This window comes from Mucilaginibacter puniceus (assembly GCF_054783175.1).
This window is the reverse complement of the sequence record NZ_BAAGRB010000005.1, coordinates 17,180-42,264: the sequence shown is the minus strand read 5'-3', so window position 1 is coordinate 42,264 and position 25,085 is coordinate 17,180. Positions and strand designations below refer to the sequence as shown.

Annotated in this window: 15 protein-coding genes and 1 tRNA gene; 10 read left to right on the top strand and 6 right to left on the bottom strand. The window is 39.9% G+C overall.

Annotated features, from left to right (window positions below; all coding sequences use genetic code 11):
• The first annotated feature begins 12 nt into the window (after positions 1-12).
• The 3 genes from ACYVJ6_RS14940 to ACYVJ6_RS14930 all read left to right on the top strand — a co-directional run bounded on the left by ACYVJ6_RS14940 (position 13) and on the right by ACYVJ6_RS14930 (position 2,981).
• Positions 13-1,635: a S8 family serine peptidase gene (locus tag ACYVJ6_RS14940; RefSeq protein ID WP_460694893.1), complete on the top strand. Its 1,623-nt coding sequence runs from the start codon at positions 13-15 to the stop codon at positions 1,633-1,635.
• 80 nt (positions 1,636-1,715) lie between these two features.
• Positions 1,716-2,699, top strand: coding sequence for a pyruvate dehydrogenase complex E1 component subunit beta (locus ACYVJ6_RS14935; RefSeq protein ID WP_460694892.1), 984 nt, complete (start codon positions 1,716-1,718; stop codon positions 2,697-2,699).
• 63 nt (positions 2,700-2,762) lie between these two features.
• The gene (locus ACYVJ6_RS14930) at positions 2,763-2,981 is read left to right on the top strand and encodes a zinc ribbon domain-containing protein YjdM (protein WP_460694891.1); all 219 of its coding nucleotides are present in this window, start codon (positions 2,763-2,765) and stop codon (positions 2,979-2,981) included.
• A 114-nt stretch (positions 2,982-3,095) separates the two neighbouring features.
• On the opposite strand, the gene ACYVJ6_RS14925 is transcribed toward ACYVJ6_RS14930, so the two are convergent.
• Both ACYVJ6_RS14925 and recQ read right to left on the bottom strand, forming a co-directional pair.
• Positions 3,096-4,409: a UDP-N-acetylmuramoyl-tripeptide--D-alanyl-D-alanine ligase gene (locus tag ACYVJ6_RS14925; protein WP_460694890.1), complete on the bottom strand. Its 1,314-nt coding sequence runs from the start codon at positions 4,407-4,409 to the stop codon at positions 3,096-3,098.
• Positions 4,410-4,429: 20 nt separating this feature from the next.
• A complete protein-coding gene (recQ, locus tag ACYVJ6_RS14920; RefSeq protein ID WP_460694889.1) occupies positions 4,430-6,592 on the bottom strand; it encodes a DNA helicase RecQ in 2,163 nt (720 codons plus the stop codon).
• A gap of 115 nt (positions 6,593-6,707) precedes the next feature.
• Here recQ and ACYVJ6_RS14915 point away from each other — a divergent pair, with 115 nt between their 5' ends.
• On the top strand, positions 6,708-9,206 hold the full coding sequence (locus ACYVJ6_RS14915) for a M14 family metallopeptidase (protein WP_460694888.1): 2,499 nt from the start codon (positions 6,708-6,710) through the stop codon (positions 9,204-9,206).
• Positions 9,207-9,278: 72 nt separating this feature from the next.
• Here ACYVJ6_RS14915 and ACYVJ6_RS14910 read toward each other — a convergent pair whose 3' ends face one another.
• From ACYVJ6_RS14910 to ACYVJ6_RS14900, 3 genes are all read right to left on the bottom strand, one after another.
• A complete protein-coding gene (locus ACYVJ6_RS14910) occupies positions 9,279-11,702 on the bottom strand; it encodes a TonB-dependent receptor domain-containing protein (protein WP_460694887.1) in 2,424 nt (807 codons plus the stop codon).
• Positions 11,703-11,996: 294 nt separating this feature from the next.
• On the bottom strand, positions 11,997-13,823 hold the full coding sequence (locus ACYVJ6_RS14905; RefSeq protein WP_460694886.1) for a PspC domain-containing protein: 1,827 nt from the start codon (positions 13,821-13,823) through the stop codon (positions 11,997-11,999).
• 11 nt (positions 13,824-13,834) lie between these two features.
• The gene (locus ACYVJ6_RS14900; RefSeq protein ID WP_460694885.1) at positions 13,835-14,176 is read right to left on the bottom strand and encodes a PadR family transcriptional regulator; all 342 of its coding nucleotides are present in this window, start codon (positions 14,174-14,176) and stop codon (positions 13,835-13,837) included.
• A 186-nt stretch (positions 14,177-14,362) separates the two neighbouring features.
• On the opposite strand from ACYVJ6_RS14900, the gene ACYVJ6_RS14895 reads away from it, so the two are divergent.
• Both ACYVJ6_RS14895 and ACYVJ6_RS14890 read left to right on the top strand, forming a co-directional pair.
• Entirely contained in the window at positions 14,363-17,575 is a 3,213-nt protein-coding gene (locus tag ACYVJ6_RS14895; protein ID WP_460694884.1) for a SusC/RagA family TonB-linked outer membrane protein, read from the top strand.
• 11 nt (positions 17,576-17,586) lie between these two features.
• On the top strand, positions 17,587-19,137 hold the full coding sequence (locus ACYVJ6_RS14890; RefSeq protein WP_460694883.1) for a SusD/RagB family nutrient-binding outer membrane lipoprotein: 1,551 nt from the start codon (positions 17,587-17,589) through the stop codon (positions 19,135-19,137).
• A 122-nt stretch (positions 19,138-19,259) separates the two neighbouring features.
• Here ACYVJ6_RS14890 and ACYVJ6_RS14885 read toward each other — a convergent pair whose 3' ends face one another.
• The gene (locus tag ACYVJ6_RS14885) at positions 19,260-20,183 is read right to left on the bottom strand and encodes a S66 peptidase family protein (RefSeq protein WP_460694882.1); all 924 of its coding nucleotides are present in this window, start codon (positions 20,181-20,183) and stop codon (positions 19,260-19,262) included.
• Between the two features lie 85 nt (positions 20,184-20,268).
• Between ACYVJ6_RS14885 and metG the strand changes: the two genes are divergently transcribed.
• The 4 genes from metG (at position 20,269) to ACYVJ6_RS14865 (ending at position 25,008) form a co-directional block, all read left to right on the top strand.
• A complete protein-coding gene (metG, locus tag ACYVJ6_RS14880; protein WP_460694881.1) occupies positions 20,269-22,335 on the top strand; it encodes a methionine--tRNA ligase in 2,067 nt (688 codons plus the stop codon).
• 99 nt (positions 22,336-22,434) lie between these two features.
• Positions 22,435-22,506, top strand: a tRNA-Arg gene (locus tag ACYVJ6_RS14875).
• Positions 22,507-22,840: 334 nt separating this feature from the next.
• Positions 22,841-23,203 carry a BlaI/MecI/CopY family transcriptional regulator gene (locus ACYVJ6_RS14870; protein ID WP_460694880.1) on the top strand — a complete coding sequence of 121 codons (363 nt, stop codon included), beginning with the start codon at positions 22,841-22,843 and terminating at the stop codon, positions 23,201-23,203.
• A complete protein-coding gene (locus ACYVJ6_RS14865) occupies positions 23,200-25,008 on the top strand; it encodes a M56 family metallopeptidase (RefSeq protein ID WP_460694879.1) in 1,809 nt (602 codons plus the stop codon). The genes ACYVJ6_RS14870 and ACYVJ6_RS14865 overlap by 4 nt, the downstream gene beginning before the upstream one ends.
• Positions 25,009-25,085 lie beyond the last annotated feature (77 nt).

Genomic DNA, 25,085 nt, shown 5'->3' with positions numbered 1-25,085 from the left:
AAATTTATATCAATGAATATTTTTCGTCTACCCATAAAAATCGCCGCCATATTCGGAGCATTACTGTTAAGCCATAATACCTTTGCGCAGACTGATCCACCTAAAAATTGGCATACTATGGATCTAAAAGCCGATGGTTATTACGGCATCAGTTTAAATAACGCTTATCAATTTGTAAAAGGCAAACCCAATAAAATGGTAGTTGTAGCTACCATTGATAGTGGTATTGATACCGCGCAAAAGGACCTGAAAAGTATTTTATGGGTAAACCCTAAAGAGAAACCGGGCAATGGCATTGATGATGATAAAAATGGCTATGTAGACGATGTACATGGATGGGATTTTTTAGGTGGCCCGGGCGGTAAAAGTGATTATACCGAAACTGTAGAGGAAGTAAGAGAATATCACCGTCTTAAAGATAAATACGCCAACGCCACCACAGCTACCGAAGGCAATGCAAAGGAATATGCCTATTGGCTTAAAGTAAAAACCATTTATAACGAAACTATTTCCAAATCTTCGGGCGAAGTAGGGCAGGTTTCGCAGTTTATGAATGCATTGATGGTAACCAGTGGTTATATTAAAAAAGCGTTAAAGCTTGGCCCCGATGCTACGTTTAACCAGGCTGACCTTGCTAAGATAACAGCACCAAATGATACGTTAACCCAAAGCATCGCTGTTTGGGGGCCGATCTTTCAGGAAGAGGGTGGCGATAATAGCAAAATATTAAAGGAACTTGCAGAATACCAGGCTAAACTAAATAATGATGTAGCCCCTGATCTGACATCGCGCAAACGTATTGTAGGCGATGACCCTGATGTGCAGGATGGCAAGCCCTACGGTAACAATATTTTAAAATACCCTGATGCTTCACACGGAACAGGCGTTGCCGGTTTGATAGGCGCGGCACGCGGTAATGGTTATGGTATTGATGGTATTGCCGATAATGTACGCATCATGGGTATTAAAGCAGTGCCTAATGGTGATGAGTATGATAAAGACATAGCTAATGCTATACGCTACGCGGTTGATAACGGCGCTAAGGTGGTTAATATGAGCTTTGGTAAAAAGCTATCACCGCATAAAGACTGGGTGGATGCTGCGTTTAAATATGCGGCATCTAAAGATGTGTTGCTGGTGCAGGCATCAGGTAATGATGGCCAAAATGTGGACATTAAACCGCAATTTCCAAATGATACTTTTGCTGATGATTCGTCGGACGATTCAGATAACGTGATCAGCGTAGGTGCTTCAAGCGCTGTATTGGGCGAAAACCTGGCCGCATCATTTAGTAATTATGGTAAACGTACGGTAGATGTTTTTGCACCGGGTGTAAAGGTAACTTCCATTAATATGGATGGCGAATTTAACACCGCCGACGGCACGAGTTTTGCTTCGCCAATAACTGCAGGTATTGCCGCATTAATATTAGAGTATTACCCCGATCTGAGCGCTAAACAATTAAAACAGGTGATATTACAATCGGCCACACCTGTTGCAGGTACTAAGGTAATAAAGCCGGGTAGCGAGGGTGAAATGGTTGATTTTACAACCTTGTCAAAATCTGGCGGTATTGTAAATGCTTATAAAGCATTAGAACTCGCATCAAAGTTAAAAGGGGAACGTAAAAAGTAATTAGCCACGACCGCCAAATCAATTGCTTTTAAAACATTAGTGATTATATTTGCGGCTGAAAAACAGTATATTTTAATATAATGAGAGAAATACAATTCAGAGAAGCCCTTCGCGAAGCAATGCAGGAAGAAATGCGCAAGGATGAAACCATCTACCTGATGGGCGAAGAAGTGGCTGAATATAATGGCGCTTATAAAGTTAGCCAGGGCATGCTTGACGAGTTTGGCGCAAAACGCGTTATTGATACCCCTATCTCCGAATTAGGGTTTGCAGGTATAGGAATAGGCTCGGCTATGAATGGTTTAAAACCTATCATCGAGTTCATGACCTTTAATTTCTCATTAGTTGCTATTGACCAGATTATCAATGGTGCTGCCAAGATCATGTCAATGAGTGGCGGCCAGTTCTCGGTTCCTATTGTTTTTCGTGGCCCAACAGGTAATGCAGGTATGCTAAGTTCACAGCATAGCCAGTGTTTTGAAAACTGGTATGCTAACTGCCCGGGTTTAAAGGTGGTTGTACCATCAAACCCTGCAGATGCTAAAGGCTTATTAAAATCGGCTATTATTGATCCTGACCCGGTTATTTTTATGGAGTCGGAATTAATGTATGGCGATAAAGGCGAAGTACCTGAAGAAACATACTATATTGAAATTGGTAAAGCGGCCGTAACCAAACAAGGTACTGATGTTACTTTGGTGGGTTTTGGTAAAATAATGAAAGTAGTTAACGCCGCCGCAGCCGAGTTAGAGAAAGAAGGCATCAGCGCGGAGGTTATTGACTTGCGTACCGTACGCCCTATTGATTATGCTACCGTAATTGAATCGGTTAAAAAAACCAACCGTTTGGTATTGGTTGAAGAAAGCTGGCCTTTAGGCTCAATAGCTACCGAGATAGCCTTTAAAGTACAAAAAGACGCGTTTGATTATTTGGATGCGCCTATCCTGCGTATTATGGGTGGCGATGTGCCATTGCCTTACGCGCCAACCTTGATACAAGAATACCTGCCAAATCCGGAAAGGGTTATAAAAGCAGTTAAAGAAGTAATGTACGTTACTAAATAAGTAACACAATCATAAAAGCATGAGCCCCGTTTATCGGGGCTTTTTATTTAAACCAAACTCACAATGGACGAATTAATAGTAAAAGACAGTAACGGTAATATATTGAAAGATGGCGACTCAGTAACGCTGATCAAAAGCCTGAAAGTTAAAGGCGGCGGCACCACACTTAAGCAAGGCACATTAGTAAAAAAGATACGCCTTACTGATAACGATGAAGAAGTAGACTGCAAGGTCGACGGCATGAGCATTGTGTTGAGGACCGAGTTTTTGAAGAAGCGATAAGTTTAAAATCCAACTGTCATTTCGAACGAGGTACGAGGAGAAATCCATACATATGCGACGTAGCGTGTGTATAGATTTCTCGCTATGCTCGAAATGACAGTTATTTTTTAAGTATTATAACAATTCCACCAATCGCTCCAATGCCATACCCCTTGAGCCTTTGATCAATACAGTTGAATTTTTTATAGGATTGGCTTTTAACCCCGCAATGGCTTCTTCAGCGGTTTCATAAAAAATTGCTTTTGGAGTTTCACTTTTTAATGCAAAAAATTCTTTTCCAATAATTATCCGTTCAGCAACATCAGTTTGCAAGACTTTATTAATTATGTTTTGATGTTCTGCCGGGGCTTCTTCACCCAGTTCAAACATATCGCCCAAAATTAAAACTTTACGCGTTGCCTGTAGCTGACCAATATTTTCAATAGCTACCTGCATACTGCTGGGGTTGGCATTATAGTAATCGCATATCAGGGTATTGGTAGCAGTTTGTACAATTTGCGAGCGGTTGTTTTTAGGCTGATAGCCTTCAATGCCACGGTTGATCTCGGCAGCAGACAATTTTAAATAAACGCCTATGCAAATAGCAGCTAATATATTATCCAGGTTATAAGCACCCGTTAATTGAGTTTTAACGGTATAGCTTTCCCCCGAACTGTTATTGGTCCATTGCAAAGTAAGTAATGGAGCATTCTCGGTTATTTCGGCACTCACCAAATCATCAATAGCATCGCCATAAAAGACAGGAGGAGTAGCAAATTTGCGTTTGGCCTGCATTGCCATTAAATCATCGCTATTGCTATTTATAAAAGTAACACCACCGCTTGCTGCCAGGTTATCATATAGCTCGCCTTTGGCAATTTTAACACCTTCTACGCCACCAAAACCTTCTAAATGCGCTTTGCCTACGTTGGTAATTAATCCGTGAGTAGGTTGGGCTATACTGCTTAACAACTCAATTTCTTTTTGATGATTGGCCCCCATTTCAATAACCGCAATTTGGTGCGATGCATCAATGCTTAAAACGGTTAACGGTACACCAATATGGTTGTTCAGATTGCCTTGCGTTGCCAGGGTTTTGTAATGCTGTGCTAATACCGCGTTGATCAACTCCTTGGTAGTGGTTTTACCATTGGTACCCGTAAGCCCAATAACCGGAATAGTTAATTGGCGACGATGATAACGAGCCAGATCTTGCAAGGCGGTTAACACATCATCCACCAATAAACATTTATCGCTGGTTTTATACTGGGGGTTATCAATTATTGCATAAGCCGCGCCTGCCTCTAAAGCTTGTTGCGCAAAGGTATTGGCATCAAATTTTTCTCCCCGCAGGGCAAAAAACAAACTGCCTGCAGCTATTTTGCGGGTATCGGTGCTGATAACCGGGTGCTGTTTATAAATTTGATAGAGTTGTTCGGTAGTGGTCATGATATTATTGATAACCAAAGTTATTGATTTCTGTTCATCCAGCCTATAACAGCTTTAATCTCTCCATAACTAAAATCATTGCCCAGTAATTCTTTCAATGGAGCAAGCCTGTCGGCGCCGTATTTTTCAATGGCATCTTTAATAATGGGCAGCTTATCTTCCGTAACTATTTCAGATAGATTCATCTCGCCCGATTGTACAAAATAACTTAAATGGGTTTCAATGGTAGATATGGTAAAGCCACGTTCAGTGGCAATTTCAGCAATAGTTTTGCCTGAACGATATAAATTTAAAGTAACCAGTTTGGTGTCGCTGCTACGCATGACGGTAGCGGGTTTGGCAGCCTTCGGCGCACGTGTTTTCCGCTCGCGCTTCCTGCTTTTCTGGTCCATTTTTGAGGATAGTCCATGTTGCTTACAATAACTAGTTACTGTTGCTAAAAACTCACGGCCATATCTTGCCAGTTTAATATCACCAAAACCTGATATCAATCGTAACTCGTCCAAACTTTGCGGCAGATAAGTGGCTATTTCTACCAAAGTTGCGTCAGACACAATAATATAAGCCGGTACGTTTTCCTGCTGCGCGATGTCGCGGCGGGTATTTTTTATCAAACTCAGTAAACTATCATCAAATGGCAAAGCCTCCTGTTCCTGTTCTTCAATAATTTGAGATGCGATAAGTTCTACTTTTTGCTGTCCTTTTAAAACCGCGTCGCTTTTGGCGGTAAGCTTTAAAACGGGGTATTCATCCTCAGTAACATGCAAATAACCCAGCGCCACCAATTCACGCAGGTAGCGCATCCAGTCGGGCTTGCTGATATCAGCACCTACACCGTAAGTTTTAAGCGCTTTATGTTCCTCACGTATCTTCTCGCTTTTGGAGCCGCGTAAAAAATCAATCACGTAGGTGCTGCCAAAACGCTGATTTAACCTAAAAACAGCCGAAAGTGCTTTTTGCACTATTAGCGTACCATCAAAACGTGTAAACTCGCTCAGGCATATATCACATGATCCGCAGTGTTCCGGTGCTTGCTCATCAAAATAATTCAGTAAAAACTGGCGACGGCAGGTAGGTAACTGGCAATACCTTACCATGTCATTCAGCTTGGCCAACATAATGCGGGTTTGCTCCTCGTTATTATCTACGCTGGCAAAGCCCTTGAGTTTAATCGCATCACCCGGCGAATAAAACAACATGGCTGCTGATGGTAAACCATCTCGCCCGGCGCGCCCTGTTTCCTGGTAATAGCCCTCAATGTTTTTAGGCATATCCATGTGCACCACGTAGCGCACATTTGATTTATTGATCCCCATCCCGAAAGCAATGGTGGCAATAATGATCTTTACATCATCCCGCAAAAAAGCTTCCTGGTTGTGGGCTTTTAAGGCGTTATCTAACCCGGCATGGTAAGCCTCTGCCTGGTAGCCTTCGGCTTTCAAATCTGCGGCTAATGCCTCCGTTGATTTACGCGACAGACAATATATAATACCTGATTCATCCTTCCGGCTATCCAAAAAGTTGAGCAGTTGGTCGAAGCTGTTCTTTTTAGGCATTACCCGGTAGGTAATGTTGGCGCGGTTAAAGGAGGAGATAAATATGGCCGGGTTTTTTAGCGCCAGCTTATCTAAAATATCTTTTTGGGTAAGCTTATCCGCGGTAGCGGTAAGTGCAATAACAGGGACATTAGGGAACTCATTTTTTAAACCCGCAAGCATCAAATATTCGGGGCGAAAATCATGCCCCCATTGCGAAATACAATGCGCCTCGTCAATAGCTATTTGTACTACCGGCAGGGTTTTTAAAAAACTAATCAATTTGCTTTCTGAACCAAATAATCGCTCGGGTGCTAAATACAGTAATCGTATCTGGTTATTGTTTAGCCGAGAAATAATTTGCGATTGCTGATCCGGTGTTTGTGCTGAGTTTAAAAAGGCAGCTGCTACACCCATCACATTCAGGCTGTCCACCTGGTCTTTCATTAAGGCAATCAAGGGCGATATAACGATGGTGAGGCCATTTAAAAGGATAGCGGGCAGCTGATAGCATAATGACTTGCCGCCGCCCGTAGGCATCAGCGTTAATACATCTTTTTTATTTAAAACATGCTCAATGATCTCTTCCTGCTGGTGCCTGAACTCGCTGTATCCGAAATATTTTTGCAGGGCTTCTAATGGGGTCATTTTTAATGTGCAGATGTGTTGATGTGCAAATATGCAGATTTTGTTGAGCCCCATATCTGTTTATAACATTAAATACCCATAAAAACTTTTTATATTAGCTATCGTACAATCTGCTATGCTAAAAAAAGTCGCTTTATTATTTATCGCAATAGGTTGCCTGCTATCGGCATCGGCACAAACTATACAATCGCCTGCCGGGTTTTTGGGCTATAAATTAGGCGACCAATTTACGCCACATTACCGCATTGCCGATTATTTTAATTACGTAGCCAAAACCTCAAAAAATGTAAAGCTGGTACAGTATGGTATTACCAATGAGGGGCGGCCATTAATGGCTATGTTTATTGCCTCGCCCGAAAATATTGGGCGATTGGAAGAAATAAGAAATAATAATCTGCGGCTGGCGGGCATAGAAAAAGTAGCTACAACCCCTACCACCAATACACCCGCCATAGTGTGGTTAAGCTATAATGTACATGGCAACGAACCCAGCTCAAGCGAAGCAGCTATGGCAACGCTGTATGATATGGTAGATCCGGCCAATACAAAAACGCAGGCCTGGCTTAAAAATACAGTCGTGGTAATTGATCCTTGCCTGAACCCGGATGGGCGCGACAGATACGTTGGTTTTTATAATTCGGTAAAAGGAGCAGAACCTGATGCCAATCCCTCAGCGCGTGAGCACCAAGAGCCGTGGCCCGGGGGCCGCACCAATCATTATTATTTTGATTTGAACCGCGATTGGGTGTGGCAAAGCCAAAAGGAAACACAGGCGCGTTTGGCATTATATAACCAATGGCTGCCACAGGTGCATGTTGATTTTCACGAGCAAAGTTATAATTCGCCTTATTATTTTGCGCCTGCGGCCGAGCCGTTGCATAATGATATCACCAAGTGGCAAAAGGAGTTTCAAACCATAATTGGTAAAAACAACGCCAAATATTTTGACCAAAAAGGATGGCTGTATTTTACCCGCCAGGAGTTTGACTTGCTGTACCCATCATACGGCGATACCTACCCCATGTACAACGGCTCCATAGGGATGACCTATGAACAGGGGGGCATAGGCGCCGGGCTGGCAATTGTTACCGGCATAGGTGATACTTTAACACTTGCAGATAGGATAGCGCATCATCATTCAAACGGATTAAGCACTATCGAAACGACATCCGCCTACGCACAAAAAGCAGTAACCGAGTTTAAAAAGTATTTTGATAATAGCCGCGCCAGGCCACCTGGCGATTATAAAACCTACATTATAAAAAACGATAATGCCGACAAAATAAATGCGCTTGCCCAATTGTTTGAACGTAACGGCATACAATATGGGTATGGCTTAAAAGAGGGTATGGTTACAGGCTATAATTACTTTTCGGGTAAAACAGAATCATTATCTGTTTCTCAAAATGATATGGTCATATCTGCTTATCAACCTAAATCTGTATTGTTAAATGTTTTATTGGAGCCCAAAACTTATGTAGCCGATTCCATTACCTATGATATTACCGCGTGGTCGTTACCCTATGTTTATGGCTTAAAGGCTTATGGGGTAAAGGATGCTTATCAACCAATAGCAGCTTCATTAAATTTTACTAAAAAAGTCACCCCTGCCACGAATGCTTATGCTTATATATGTGCATGGCAGTCGGTTGAGGATGCTAAATTTTTGGCGGCTTTACTAAAGGAGAAGATAAAGGTGCGCTACACCGAAACCCCTTTTGAGGTAAATGATAAAAAGTTTGCGGCGGGATCATTAATTATAACCAAAGCAGGGAATAACCGGGTCGATTTTAATGTATTAATTGACCGCATAGCTACAGAATTTAACCGGGATATTACTCCGCTTACGTCAGGTTTTGTTGATAAAGGTGCGGATTTTGGATCTGAGAACATTAAATATATTCACCCACCAAAAATAATGCTGGTGGCTGGCGATGGCGTATCAAGCGCTGCCATGGGCGAGATGTGGCATTTTTTTGAGCAGCAAATCAAATACCCGGTAACTGTAGTTAAATACAATGATATAAATCAATTGAAATTGAATGATTTTGATGTCATCATATTTCCTGACGGGAAGTACAATGATTTTCCGTCAGACAAATTGCAGGGATGGGTGCGTGATGGGGGCAAGCTTATCGCTTTAGAAAGCGCCGTTGAGCAACTGGCAGATAAAAAAGTGTTTGAGTTGAAGAAAAAGGATGATAAGCCGACGGCTAAACCTGACGAAACGCAAGTGGAAAGGATATATGAAAACAGAGATCGCGAAGCTATCCGGTCAAGCGTAGCCGGAGCTATTTATAAATTAAATATAGATAATACCCATCCGCTTGGTTTTGGCTTTCCTAAATATTACTACTCGTTAAAGCAAAACAGCGATGTATATGAATTGCTAAACGATGAAAATGGCTGGAATGTGGGTACCATAAAAAAGGACAATTATGTTGCGGGTTTTGTTGGACAAAAAGGCAAGGACAAAATTAAAGACGGTTTATTGCTTGGAATAGAAAAAGCAGGCAAAGGTTCCATCATATATATGGTTGATGACCCATTGTTTCGCGATTTTTGGGAGGGCGGCAAACTGCTGTTTAGCAATGCCGTGTTTATAGCACCTTAAATATAAAAGGGATATTGAAACTCAATATCCCTTTTGGCTATATGTAGAAGCCCGTTGCGGACTGGAAAAGCCTTAGTTACCTGATGATACGCGGCTGGCCTCTTCACTACTGCCTGTTTGGCGGTTACGAGATTTGATCGAGCTATTGCCAAAGTTATAGGTAAGGGTTAAGCGGGCAATACGTGTTTCATTTTTTTGCCTGATTTGAATATCATTGGTTTGATAAACGCTATTCACATCATTTCTGCGAATATTAAATATATCACTTACAGATAGTTTTACGTTCAGTTTTTTGTTGGCAAATGCACGACTTATGCCTGCATCAACAGCGTATTGGGGTTTTACAAGGAATAAACCATATATAACTTTTGATTGATAAAACTCTGACAACTCAGCTTTAAAACCGGCAAAATTGATATTTTGCGTCGTTTTAACATAGTAGCCAAAGCGACCACTATTTAAATTGGCACCTAAAAGGTTGTCAGATTTAAATTGTGTATAAAATCCGGTAGCATTAATATTCCCGGTAAACCATTTGGTTATAGTGTAAGGCGTATTGAATGTTGTGGTATAATTATTTTGTGTTTGCAGGTTAAGGTTGGTTTGGTAAGTAACCTTAGTAGCCGGATCGGTTAATAATATTTGCGTATTAACATCAGTTGTTTTGCTGTAACCTAAGCTTAAATTTATGGTTTTATTATAGGTGTATTTCAACTCATAGTTGTTGGTGTACTGTGGCTTTAAAAACGGGTTACCCTGGCTATAGGTATACTGATCTAAATAATACACAAATGGGTTTAGGTTATCATATCCCGGCCTGTCAATACGGCGGCTGTAGGATAAGCCAATATTATGTTTAGCAGCCAAACTATGATTAATAAACACACTTGGAAAAAAGTTCAAATACCCGCGAGGGACTACCTGGCCTGTAGTTATTGAGTTACCATTAGAATTGGTATTCTCGGCCCTTAAGCCAAGCTGTACAGCTGTTTTTTTGTAAGTTTTACTCAGGTTCAAATAACCTGCTGCAATTTTTTCGGTATATACAAATTGGTTGGTTCTTAACGGGTCATTCGCATTATCTCTTTGAGCGTTAAGCATATTATCTGTTTTAACATCACTATATTTTACACCGGCTTCAAACTTAAATGTTTTGGTGATGGGGTAGGTATAATCAGCCTTGGCTGTATATATAGTAATGTTTGAAGGACTTTGATTGGTTAATAAAAGCTGCTGTGCTGAACCTCCGAAAAAAGTGGTGTAGTACCGGGCATCAGAGTTGTTATTAAATTTAGAATGATCCAAATCAATACTTAAAGCCTGTCCATTAGTATCTAATTGTAACTTGTCATTAATGTTAAATGCAAAGTTATTGTATTTACTATGTATGGCAGATTGCGTGTTTTGATAAGAATCTGAAGCGGCCGGAGTTGTACCAATTCGGGTATTGTTGTCATTAAATTCGTTTGAACTGTTAAAATAACCGTTTACAATAAAGCCTATAGTGTGTTTGGATGACAGGTCGTAATCAGCACCCACACGGTAATTGTTAAAATGGTTTATTCCCGGCATAAAAGTAGATTGGTCAAAGTAAGTAGTGTTGGTACCATCAACAACAGTACGTTTAATTTCCATTGTCCGGCTGCGCTGATTATCGCCGCGGCTAAAATTGCCAAACACATTTAGTTTCCCTTGTTTATGGTTTAATGATAAACTTGTGTTGTTTTTAGGATAATAACCGTAGCTTCCCGTAAGATTAATACTACCATTAGTGCCAGATTGATTGTTTTTTTTCAGTTGGATGTTTATAATACCCGAATTGCCGGCAGCATCATACTTGGCAGATGGGTTAGTAATGATCTCAATAGATTTTATAGTATTACCATCTGTAGAGCGTAATAAGTTAGCCAGTTGCGCTGCTGATAAATAAGTTAATTTATCATTGATCATTACTGTTACGCCTTGTTTACCTTGCAAGCTTATATTATCGTCCTTGTCAACTGTTACACCCGGCGCGCGTTCCAAAATTTCTAATGCAGAATTACCGGCAGCTAAAACACTACCCTCTACATTCATTACCGTGCGGTCAATTTTTTGCTCAATTAACGGCCTTGTACCGGCAATGTTAACCGCATTTAAAGTTTGGGTAACGGCAGGCATACTTAAAGCAGGTACAGTTACGTCGTTACCAGTAACAGTAAATGGTTGGCTGGTTGTTTTTGCAAAACCTGTTGATGTTGCCTTGATAACATAAGTGCCCGGTGCAACCTGGCTAATTTTATAAGTGCCGGTAGCTGAGCTTAAAGTACCTTTTACTACTGTAGAATCTTTAGTGGCTTTAACCAAGCTTACTGTAGCGTAATCAACAGGTTGGTTTTTGGTGTCAACTATTGAGCCTGAAACTTGAGCCGTAGCCGGTTTGGTTTGTGCAAAAATTGCATTAACACAAATGATAAGTATAAGGGTAAAAAATATTTTGATAAAGGTCGATTTCATAATGGATTGTTCTTTTTTGTTTTTTAATAATGGCCAAAACTACTGCAGTGCTATATGCGCGGCAACGCAAAAAGGGCTAACCCGCCAAACAAATCGGTAAGCAAGGTTATTTTGGCGGTGAAAAAATGTGGATATAAATAATGTAGCATATTAGCGAGCTTGTTTTTGGTATAGGATGCTTTTTTGAAACAAAAGGTTACATCGGTTTATGTGGATTGTAGAAGTTTAGTATTGTAAAACAAATAAGCCCGATATAAAATATCGGGCTTATATTATTTAAAAGCTCATTTAAGATCATCGCAATTCGTTCTCTAAGCTATCAATCATTTCACGGCGCCTTCTTTTAAGACGCTCGCGTTTCTCTTCAGCTTCTCGTCTTAACCGCTCTCGTGTCTCTTCAGCAGACTGCGTTAGGTTATTATAATTTTCATCTGTTTGAGTATGTTCTTCGTAATTTTCTTCATCGGCTTTTCTTAAACTGTCTAATAACTCCTGGTTTTTTTTACGAGCTTTAGCAATTACCGGATCAACTATACATTGCAGGCCATTTTCTGTCATTATAAATGTGGCCGGAATGCCATCTGCCAGCTTATTTATATCTTCACACGCGTTTACATCATAGTTTACTATCAAATTTTTCAACTTGGTATCAATAGTAACTTTTGCGTTTAACGGTAATTTTAAAGTAAGTCTTAAAACTTCATCGTGCCACATTTCATCATCGTCATACAGTTTATAATCAAACTTTAAAATGCTATCCTGCTGCGAAAACCGGTATTTAATATTACGGGCATTATCTAATGCCTCATCATAACTCCTGCCTTTGGCATCATAGTTTTTTACTAATGTTGGTTGATTAGTATCACTTCTTTCAATGGTCAGATATACCTTGCCATATTTGAACCTGCGATAATCATTGTATTCATATGGCGCTTCAGTAACCCGTATGTTAGATTTCAAAGACTTGATATTTAATCTAGCGCTATCCTCTGAAGAAAAGTATTTATTATCATTAAGATTTAAAACATAGGTATTTGAAGGTGTAGCTTTAAGCGTAATGGTTTCACTAAAGTTGGCTTGTGATGCAAAGTTCCTGGCTATTTTTACACAGTAATAGGTGAATACACTAATTGCGCATAGCCACACTATTAACAAACCCGAGGCCCATTGCCGGTTAACAACATTGGTATTAAATATACCTTTTAAGCTTAGTAAAATAATTGTAAGCGCAGGTATAACACCTATTACAAAGCCTGTCATAAAAACCGGAGTCGCGTAGGTGTTTTTTAACACTTCATTGGGGAAAGTGTCAAATGGTGCAAACTCGCCAAAGCTAATCAACGCCACAAGTGCCACTACTAAAAAAACTATGAATCCTATGCTGGCCAATATTGCACCTACTCCAAAAATTTTAATTAAAATTTTTGCGGCACCACTTAAAAAGTTGCCGATGTGGCGAAAAAGGTCTCCCCAAAAATCGCGTACCTTATATATAGCCGGTTTTGTATAAGCGCGATTGTCTGCCCTGTTTTCACGATAGTTACTTTGTTCTTCTTCTAAATTTTCTTTAAAGCCTTGCAGGTTTAACTTTTGCCCACGCATAGCCATACGGTCGGTGCGGGTAATAGCTTTTGGCACAACTATCCAAAATATGATATATAAAAATATACCGATGCCAAAAAAGGGAGATGCTGCTACGAAAGCCAACCGGAACCAAATAACTTGTGTGTCAAAATAATTTGCCAGGCCAGAGCATACACCGGCTAACAAGTGGTTTTCCGAGTCGCGAAATAGTTTACGGTTACCGGTATTATAGATATGGGTTTCATGTAATGTGCTCTTTGCTTCGTCATCTGATGTTTCAAAATCAGTAACCGATCCCATTTGCTCAACAACACCTTTTACGTCCTGTTCAATAATAACCTGTTTATTTTCGGTTGCCAATATTTCGGTAAACATTTCGGCAATGCGGTTTTCAATATCTGTTGTAATTTCTAAACTATCTGCCGAATTAAGAAAATGACGCTTAACATCCGTCATGTAATTCTTCAATATCTCGTAGGCGTCTTCTTCAATATGAAAAATAAAGCCGTTTATATTTATAATAATTGTTTTGTTCATGGTGTGATAGTTTATTGGTTTTTACTTTTTTTGGCAATTGCCGTTTGCACGGCGAACGATAGCTCTTTCCAGGTTTGGTCTAACTGCTGTAGTGCTTCCCGGCCTTCGGGCGATAAGGAATAATACTTGCGTGGCGGGCCCGATGTGGACTCAACCCAGTTGTAAGTTAACAGCCCATTGTTCTTTAATCGGGTTAAAAGTGGATATATAGTGCCCTCAACTACAATTAGTTGTGCTTTTTTAAGTTCGGCAATTATATCCGAGGCGTAGGTTTCTTCGCGGCCTATAATTGAAAGTATGCAATACTCCAGTATGCCCTTTCGCATTTGGGTTTGTGTGTTTTCGGCAATCATAAAACAAAGATATATGTTTTAAATTGTATTATGCAATACAAAGTACTAAAAAAATTAAAAGTTAGCTATGTTTTGCATTTTTTTTAAAAATAAGTTGCAATTATTTGCTTTTTAATTTGTGATTATAATAACGTAACACTACTTTTATAATTAATTAACGATTAACTGATCTTATTATTTACAAACATGAAAAAACTACTACTAGTAAGTTTGTGTTTGCTTGCGACGCTATGCGTTACGCAGGTATTTGTACAAAACCGTACAATTACTGGTACGGTTACGGCCAAAGAAGATGGCCTACCCCTACCGGGAGTTACAGTGAGAATTAAAGGGACAGATCAAGGAGTATCTACGGATGCGAATGGCAAGTTCTCCATTAGCGTACAAACAGGCGCAATCCTATCATTTACTTACATTGCTTACATTTCGCAGGATATTACTGTTGGAGCGAGTAGTGTAATAGATGTTGTATTAGCAGAAGACAACCAGCAATTAAGTGAAGTTGTTGTAACTGCTCTGGGTATCTCAAGGGATAAAAAATCATTGGGGTATGCTACACAACAATTAAATGCTGATGAGATAACCCGTGGCCAAAACATCGGTTTGGCAGGTGCCATTCAAGGTAAAGTTTCCGGTGTCGAGATTACTCCATCCTCAGGTATGCCTGGCGCATCCGCGAGAATTACTATCAGGGGCTCGCGTTCATTGAATGCTACTGGTAACAACAGTCCTTTATATGTAATTGACGGGTTGCCAATCAGTTCAGATAATGATTTTAATACGGGTAATTCTGTAACCGGATCTGACTATGCTAACCGGGCGCTTGATATTGATCCTAATGATATTGAAACATTGAACATCCTGAAAGGCCAGGCAGCTTCTGCACTTTACGGTATACGTGCATCAAATGGTGCAATTGTTATTACTACCAAAAGCGGTAAAAATGCTATAGGAAAACCTCAGGTAACGATCAATTCAAATACTACTTTTGATAAAATATCTGTATATCCTGAGCTGCAATCAATATATGCACAAGGTACAGGCGGCAATTACTCTCCATCACAGTCAAAATCATATGGACCGCTTATTAACGAATTGCCAGATAACGCAACCTATGGTGGTAACAAAGTAAATACTTTTACTAATGCTGCAGGCCTTCACCCGGGTATGTACTATGTGCCGCAAAGAGCGGCTGCCGGGCTTGACCCATGGCAAACACCACAAGTATATAACAACGTTAAAGATTTTTTCCAAACAGGCCATACCTTTAGTAATTCGGTTAACGTTGCGCAAGGTTTTGAAAAAGGAAGTTTCTCTATAACGCTGGGTAATGCTAATCAAAGAGGTATTATTCCATCAACAGGTTTAGATAGATATACTGGTAAATTTGCCGGAGAAGCAAAACTGAGCAGTCACTTTACAACAGGCTTTAACGTAAACTTTGCTAACTCTAAACTTACCAAACAATCATCAGCCAACAACGGTGTAGTTGCAACGCTTTATCCTGCACCGCCAAGCTACGATTTGAAAGGAATACCGTCTAACGTGGCGAATAATCCTTATTCACAAAATACATACAGATCAACAAGTGGCTTTGATGGCATATATTGGGCTATAAAAAACAATGAATTCCTGGAAAGAAATCAACGCTTTTTTGGAAATGCTTATTTGCAGTTTACAAGTGGATTAGGAACAACCAATCAAAAATTAACCGTTAAGTATCAAATAGGTGGCGATACTTATACAACTAATTACAGGGACGTATTTGGTTACGGGCATGCCAACGGTTTGGGAGAAGTTTCTTTAAATGATGTTACCAATAACATGGTAAACTCCTTGTTTACAGCATCATATAACAATCGTTTATCAGATGATATTGTGTTAGATATTTTGGTTGGTAATGAGTTTGTACACAACGACAGCAGAGCCAACTACGCTTTTGGTCAAAACTTTAATTATGGAGGGTTTAACCAAATGAAGAATGCGTCTGTTTACAGTGCTAGTGAAGATTACACGCAACGCCGTACCATTGGTAACTTTGCAAATGTATCGGTAGATTATAAAGACATGCTTTTCCTAAACGTGACGGGCCGTCAAGACTTGATCTCGTCTATGCCAAGTAATAACCGTTCGTTCTTCTATCCGTCGGCATCGTTAGGTTTTGTATTTACGCAACTGCCGGCTTTAAAAAATAATAACGTATTAACATTTGGTAAATTACGCGGTTCTGTTGCTCAGGTAGGCCAGGCAGCTTCACTTTTTAAACAGTCATTTTATTCTACACCTGTGTTTGGCGGTGGTTTCTCATCAGGGACTCCGATATTATATCCCCTTCCTGGTGGTATAACTGCATATACGCAGGATGGTGTTTTGTATGATCCAAATTTGAAGCCTCAAAATACAACATCATATGAGATTGGTACAGATTTGACATTTTTTAATGGCGTGGCAACATTAAGCTACACTTATTCGCGTCAAAATGTTACCGACCAAATTTTCGAAGTTCCATTAGCCGCATCAACAGGTTCAACTTCACTGTTAACCAACGCTGGCCGTGTTCATACCAACGCACATGAGGTAACGCTTGGTTTCAGACCAATAAACAGGGCAAATGTAAAATGGAATATCAACTTCAACTTCACTAAAATTGATAACATGGTCGATGCACTTGCGCCAGGCGTAGAAAGCCTTTTCCTGGGCGGCTTTACTGACCCGCAAGTTAGGGCAAGTATAGGAGAAAACTTCCCTACTATTTATGGAGTTTCTTATGCGCGAAATGCTGCCGGAGAAATTGTAGTAGACGCCAGCGGTATGCCAACTGCAGGACCTGAAAAAGTTATAGGACGTGTATCTCCTAAATTTATATTAGGAGTTAATACTGCGTTAGAAGTGAAAAAAGTAAGACTAACCGCTGTGTTAGATTGGAAAAATGGCGGGCAAATGTACGCAGGTACAACCGGCTTATTAGATTTTTATGGTATATCTCAACGTTCTGCCGATCTAAGAGCGACTGGTACTTCATTCTTGTTTGAAAAACCAGCGGTAAAGGTTACCGGAACTGATGGTAGTGGCAACCCTATCTATGCGCCAAACGATATAATGATACCAGCTGCAAAAACCGAGGCGTACTTTACCCGCGTAAATAGCATCTCTGAAGGATCTATTCGAGATAACTCGTTTGTTAAATTAAGAGAGGTAACTTTAGGTTATCCGGTGATAGACAAAACAGGACTAAAAGTTAACTTGAATGTATTTGCCAGGAACTTGCTAATATGGTCGCAGATCAAAGGAATTGATCCTGAATCAACCCAAGGAAACACCAATATGAGCGGTGCGTTCGAACGCTTCTCATTACCTGCAACATCAAGCTATGGTTTAGGTTTAAATGTTAAATTCTAAAAAAATCAAAGATGAACTTTTCAAAAATTAAAAAATATTCATGGATGCTTGCTGCTGTGTCAGTAGTATTCTCAAGTTGTTCTAAAGAAGCTTTAGACAATGTCAATGTAAATACAAACGACCCCACGAACGTCCAGGGCAAATTTATTTTGGCCGATGTACTTACACGTACAGCTGTTAATAACTCAGGCGGAGATATTAATACCTATTTAACTACTTATGTAGAACATGAAGTAGGCGTATATGGGCAAATGTATCAGTCGGAGATTCGCGAATCACAACCTACCTCGGCTTCTACGTTTAATAATTCATGGGGTTCGATATATACTACATTAAAAAACGCGAAGGACATTATTGCCAGATGTTCACCCGGTGGAAGCGAGCCAGCTAACTTTGTAACAAAAGGCATGGCCGAAGTTATGGCCGCATATAACCTGGCGTTATTAACCGATATGTATGGTGATGCACCATGGACAGAAGCAGGTGATATTAAAGTAAGTTTAACCCCTAAAATTGATAAGCAGCAAGCTATTTATGCAGATGTAATGAAATATCTGGATGCTGCTATTATTGATCTGGGTAAAACTGATGCTCAAGGGGTAGGGTCTTATGACTTATTATATGGTGGTAGCACTACTAAATGGATAAAGTTTGCTCATGGCTTAAAAGCCAGGTATACAATGCACTTATTAAAACGTGCTACAAACGCTAATGCCAGTTTACAAACTGTAATTGACGAGGTAAATGCGTCTTTTGCTTCTGCCGCTGACCAGGCAGCTTTCAACGTTTATGACGCGAGCAACTTAAACCCTTACTTTGATTATCAATGGAGTCGTGATGGTTTAGCGGCAAGCCGCAGCCTTGTTGATAAGTTTATAGAGCGTAACGACCCAAGATTAGGCCGTTCATTTGTAGATCCTGATTGGGTTCAATTATCTCCAATTACTACAGGTAGTGCTGTTTATAATTTAATGGCACCAAACGGAACACCTGTACAGCAACAATATGTTTATAACACATCTATATTTGTGTTTTCGCAAACTGCCCCTACCATGCTTTTAAGCTATCACGAAATTCTATTTCTGAAAGCTGAAGCAATGGCAAGGCTTGGACAAAATGCTGTAACGGTTACAAAGGCAGCAGTGGTAGCAGCTATAGCCAATACAGAGGTTAGCGTTACGGCCGCTCTTAATGCACCATCGCCGGGAGCCTACGGTGGTTTAACAGAAACAACATCGGCAATAACACCGGCACAGGCAGCAACTTATTTTGATACACAGGTTGTACCATTATTACTTGCAAATCCGCTTAAAGAAATAGCCAATCAAAAATATCTTGCTTTTTTTGGATCATCCGGCGAAACCACCGAAACTTACAATGACATCCGTCGTTACAAAGGGTTAGGCGAAAATCTGATTACATTAGCGAGCCCTAAACCATTTCCGTTACGTTTAACATATGGTAACGATGATACTACGACCAATCCAAATGTTCAGGCAGCATATGGTGACGGACAGTACGTGTATACCGAGCCTGTATGGTGGGCTGGCGGTACACGCTAAACTTCATAAACAGCGCATCTGTTAAGATTTAAAAAAAGAGCGACCAGTATTTACTGGTCGCTCTTTTTAATGGTTCAGGTTCAATTCCAATTATGAGATATAGGGGTTGCTGTCATAACAATTCACACATTACCATATTTAGTTTCAATAAATTTCTTATTAATGCATAATGTTAATTTAGCGCCCAATACCAAGCTCCTGTTATCCGGTATATGCCCTGCTGGGAAATCAAAACAAACAGGGTAATTATTATTTTTAACCACTTCCATAATTATTTCGGGCACGGTTTGCCCAAAAGGTATATCATTGTCTTTAACACCGGTAAAACCGCCTACTATTAAGCCGGCCAGGTTTTTAAGTTTGCCGGCCCTATCTAAAGTTCGTATTAGTCTATCAATAGCATACAGGTATTCGCCCACATCTTCAATAAATAAAATTTTGCCGCTATAATCCATATCAGATGCGGAGCCCGATATAGCTACCAACAAACTTAAATTACCACCTATTAAAACACCGCTTGCCTCGCCGGTGCGGTTTAAGGGATTGAGTTTAACATCGTAAGTTAATTCCTCACCAAAAAGACTCTTCCGCAAGGTTTCTAATGATTTTGCAGAAGCATCCGGAATATTTATAGGCATTTGCCCATGTATGCTTTGGATATTATAATTACTATAAATATGCGCATGTAGTACCGTGATATCGCTAAACCCAATTATCCATTTAGGATTTTGGAGAAAGCGGCTAAAATCAATACGGTCAATGATGCGCATGGTTCCGTAGCCGCCACGGGCAGCAAAAATGGCTTTAATGCTATCGTCATCAATAAAGCGTTGTAAGTCCTTAGTGCGCAGTTCATCGTCGCCGGCAAATTGGTGGTATGAGGCATTTAAGGTATCGCCCAAAATCACTTCAAGGCCCCATGATCGTAACAGCTTAACCGCATCCGTCATGGGTGCCGGCAATTTTTTTGCCGGACAAGTTATAGCCACTTTATCTCCTTTTTTAAGATAAGGAGGAGCCAGTGCGGATGCGGATGATTTATGCATATTCAATATTAAAAAAACTTTCGGACTTTCCGTCTTTCATACTTCCTGACTTTATACCCAAATAACTTATCTTTGCCCATTCAATATGTCACAACTCGATAATTATAAAAGATATACCATTACATCGGCATTGCCTTATGCCAATGGTCCGCTGCATATAGGGCATTTGGCAGGAGCTTATATACCTGCCGATATTTTTGTGCGTTATCTCCGTCTTAAAAAAAAGGACGTTATATACATCTGTGGTTCTGACGAGCATGGAGCGGCGATCACCATAAAAGCAAAAAAAGAGGGCACTACACCCCAGGCTATAATTGATAAATATCATAACCAGATCAAAAAGAGCTTTGAAGATTTTGGTATCGCCTTTGATATGTATCACCGCACATCATCGCCCATTCATCATGACTTGTCGCAGGAGTTTTTTTTAAACCTGTATGAAAAAGATGAGTTTGTGGAGCAATTGTCTGAGCAATATTATGACGAAGACTTTAACCAGTTTTTGGCAGATAGATACATTGTTGGCACCTGCCCTAACTGCCATAATGAAAATGCCTACGGCGATCAATGTGAAAAGTGCGGTACCTCATTAAACCCTACCGACCTGATCAACCCCATATCAACCCTAAGCGGTAAACCACCAATTTTAAGGTTGACCAAGCATTGGTATTTACCCCTGGATAAATATCAACCATGGTTAGAGCAATGGATAGACGAGAAGGAAGGTGAGTGGAAAGTGAACGTATTTGGCCAATGTAAGTCCTGGCTAAAATCGGGCCTACAGCCGCGATCCATGACCCGCGATCTGGATTGGGGGATTGACGTACCTTTAGAAGAAGCTAAAGGCAAAAAGCTATATGTGTGGATGGATGCGCCTATTGGCTACATATCTGCCACCAAGCAATGGGCAATTGATAATGGAAAAGACTGGAAGTTGTACTGGAAAAAGCAAGCTAATGAGGCTGACGACGCCTGCTTGATACACTTTATAGGTAAGGATAACATAGTATTCCATTGTATCATATTTCCATCCATATTGCATGCGCATGGCGACTACGTATTGCCGCAAAATGTGCCCGCTAACGAGTTTTTAAACCTGGAAGGGGATAAGCTATCAACGTCACGTAATCATGCCGTATGGCTGCACGAGTATTTGGAGGAGTTTCCCGGAAAGCAGGATGAATTGCGTTATGTATTAACATCTATACTGCCCGAAACCAGCGACAGCGAATTTATCTGGAAGGATTACCAGGCACGGGTTAATAACGAACTGGTAGCCATTTTAGGCAACTTTGTTAATCGCGTAATGATATTAATGCATAAGTTTTATGAAGGCAAAGTTGAAGCTGAGGGAGGTATAAAACTTACAGACACTAACCTAAATAAAGAGATAGGCGTACTGTACGATAGCATCGAGATTAACCTGGAGGCTTACCGTTTTAGACAAGCATTACAAAGTGTAATGGATATTGCCCGTTTAGGCAATAAGTACCTGACCGATAAAGAGCCGTGGAAAAGCATTAAAACTGATCCGGCTGATGCGAAGGAAGCATTACATAATTGCCTGTTTATAATAGGGCATTTGGCAACTTGTTTGCAGCCATTTTTACCGGGAGCTGCCAGAAAGATATTTGGCATGTTAAACCTACCGGATACCGTAACTTTTGATAGCGAACTAACCTTTGAAAACGGGCACCAGTTAAATGCCGCTGCTTTATTATTTGAAAAGGTAGAAGATGAGGTTATAGACTTTCAAGTACAAAAATTACACAACAAAAAACAAACTGTGGAAACAGCCAATCAACCTGAAATTGCACCTGCAAAAGAGAATATCAATTATGAGTCTTTTGCTACTATGGATATACGCACCGGTACCATTTTAGCTGCCGAAAAGGTAGCCAAAACCAAAAAACTGCTAAAGCTGACTATTGATACCGGCATTGACCAGCGCACCGTAGTATCAGGCATTGCGGAGTATTTTGAGCCGGAAACCATTATTGGCCAAAAGGTAAGCATACTGGTAAACCTGGAGCCGCGCGAAATAAAAGGTATCCTATCGCAGGGGATGATCTTGATGGCCGAAAATGCAGAAGGTAAGCTAACCTTTGTAGCACCGGTTGAAGGTTTTGCCAATGGATCAGTAATTAGGTAATCTCTTTATAGATTGCGCTATAATTTTTTACATTTGCACAGATTTTGATGTTAAATTGGTAAATCCGAAATTGAACATCCGAAATCCGAAATCAAACCTGGTCCCGTAGTTCAACGGATAGAATAGGAGTTTCCTAAACTCTAGATATGAGTTCGATTCTCGTCGGGACCACTGATATTAAATCCCGTAAGCAGCGCTTACGGGATTTTTTGTTTGTATAGCCTATAAGCAAAATCATGGTTTACACAACTTAACACATTTCAGCAATTATTTTTTATAATTAATTGACAGTCAATTAATTGTGATTTTAAAGGCTCAAAATGTGTAAACCATGATTTTGATAGTAGATTGACGAGTAATAATCCGGCTTTTCCTATCTCCATAAAAAATTATTTAACTGAAAATCAATAAATTATAAAAAATACTAATCAATTAGTAGAAATACTAATCAATTAGTAGAAATACTAATCAATTAGTAGTATGTTTGATCTGTAAACAGATAGATATGCAAAAGTTAGCCAAAAGAGAAGAACAAATAATGCAAGTGTTTTGGACATTGCAAAAAGCCTTTATCAGGGATATAATTCCTGAAATGCCCGAACCAAAGCCACATTACAATTCGGTAGCTACTATGGTGAAGATATTGGAAGAGAAAGGTTTTTTAGGGCACGATACCATAGGCAACATGTTTCAATATTACCCTATTATATCCAAAGAGCAGTATCAACAGCATGCCATGAAGGATATTGTGAGCCAGTATTTTGATAATTCGTACAGTAATATGCTGGCTTTTTTTGCTAAAGAGCAAAAAATAAACGAGCAGGAATTAAACGAGATCATAAACATCATTAAAAAAACTAAAAAATGATACCCTACAGTTTGCACGTAGCATTACTGATCATGATCAGTTTGCTGTTTTATAAGCTGATGCTAAAAAAGGAAACCTACCACACACTAAACCGGGTGGTTTTACTGGCATGCCTGGCCGTGGCATTTATATTGCCTTTTGTGCCCGTGCCGCGGCAATTTTCGTTGATCAATGAAAATATCCTCACCGCATCCGTAACAAAACCGGCTGCTTACCCGGAAACGTCAACAGCAACTGCAGCCACACCAACGCCATTACCGCAACAAACAGCGGCCCCGGTTGCCAATAACATACCCGAAGCTACTGCAGCTAATTTTAACAGGGAAAGTATGCTTAAATGGGCCCTTTGGATATACTGGGGCGGGGTGATCATATTCGGGGTTAATTTATTGATACAGCTGGTGGTATTATGCTATAAGATATTTAAAAGCGAGGTAATACACGATGGCAGCTACCGCATTGTTGAGCTTGATGATGACAAAGCCCCCTGCTCATTTGGTAACTACATATTTATTAACCCGGCCAAGTATGATTGGGATACTTATAACCAGATATTGATACATGAGAAGGTGCATGTGCAGCAATACCATACGGTTGACCTCATTATTGCCGAAGTAATGGTAGTGTTCCAGTGGTTTAACCCTTTGGCCTGGCTTTACCGTAAGGAGATTGAAAACAACCTGGAGTTTTTGACAGATCATACCGTGATTGACAGGTATGATGTTAAACAGGATGAATACCAGTTAAACCTGCTAAAAGTATCCGTACCTAATTATGCAATGACCATAACAACCAACTATAACCAATCACTTTTAAAACAACGTATGATGATGATGAATGCACGACGCTCAAACGTCCATATAGTATGGAAGTATTTTGCGATTATTCCTTTATTTATTTGTATGATTTGCCTTTTAAATAAGCCTGTTGCAGTAAGTGCTCAGGTTGCTCAAAAATTACCTGCCGATACATTAAGGAAAAAAAGCAAAGTAATACAGAATAATAAACTTATTGTTCAAAAAAATAAACTTGTTAAAAAAGCAGGCACGCTTGTCTCGAAGAATGCGCTTGGAGCAAAAAATGGCTTAACATATCGGATCAATGATAACGTAGCGTTATCAAATGTTATAACAGATAAGCCTGTTGTGATCGATAGGGCTGTTGTGGCAAATAAGGCAAATTTAACGCAGATAAATGCTGATGATAAACACTTTACTGCTGATGATCTTATTAAACTTCAAGCCAATGGCGTAAGCGCAGTATATGCAAAATCTGTTGCTTACTATAATAAAAATTATACGGCAAATGATATTATTGCTTTTCAAGCCAATGGCGTAACTTTAGAATATTTACAACTCATTAATGCTTTGCGATATGATAATTTCACAGCAAGCAATATAATCGATCTTCAGCATCATGGCGTAGGTGTGGATTATTTAGAAGGGGCTGGTGCCAAGTATAGAAACTTTACCTCAAATGATATTATCAATCTTAAGGAAAATGGTGTAACCGCCGGATATATACTAGGTGTTGCTAATGCCGGTTATAGAAATTTCATAGCGAAAGACATCATTAATCTTAAAAAAAACGGGGTAAGTACAAGCTATATAAAAGGCATTAGTGAGGCAGGGTACATAAATTTTACGGCAAATGATATTATCGCTCTGCAAGAAAGTGGTGTAAGCACAAGCTATGTAAAAGGCATCGGCGTTGCCGGCTATAAAGTATTAACGGCGAATGATATTATTAAACTTCACAAGAATGGTGTAACCGCGGGGTATGTCCAAGGCGTGTCAAACAAATAAAAATTTTAATATATAACTTAAACCTTATTAAAATTACCCTTAATGCAAACCTTTTGCATTAAGGGTCCTAAAATCTA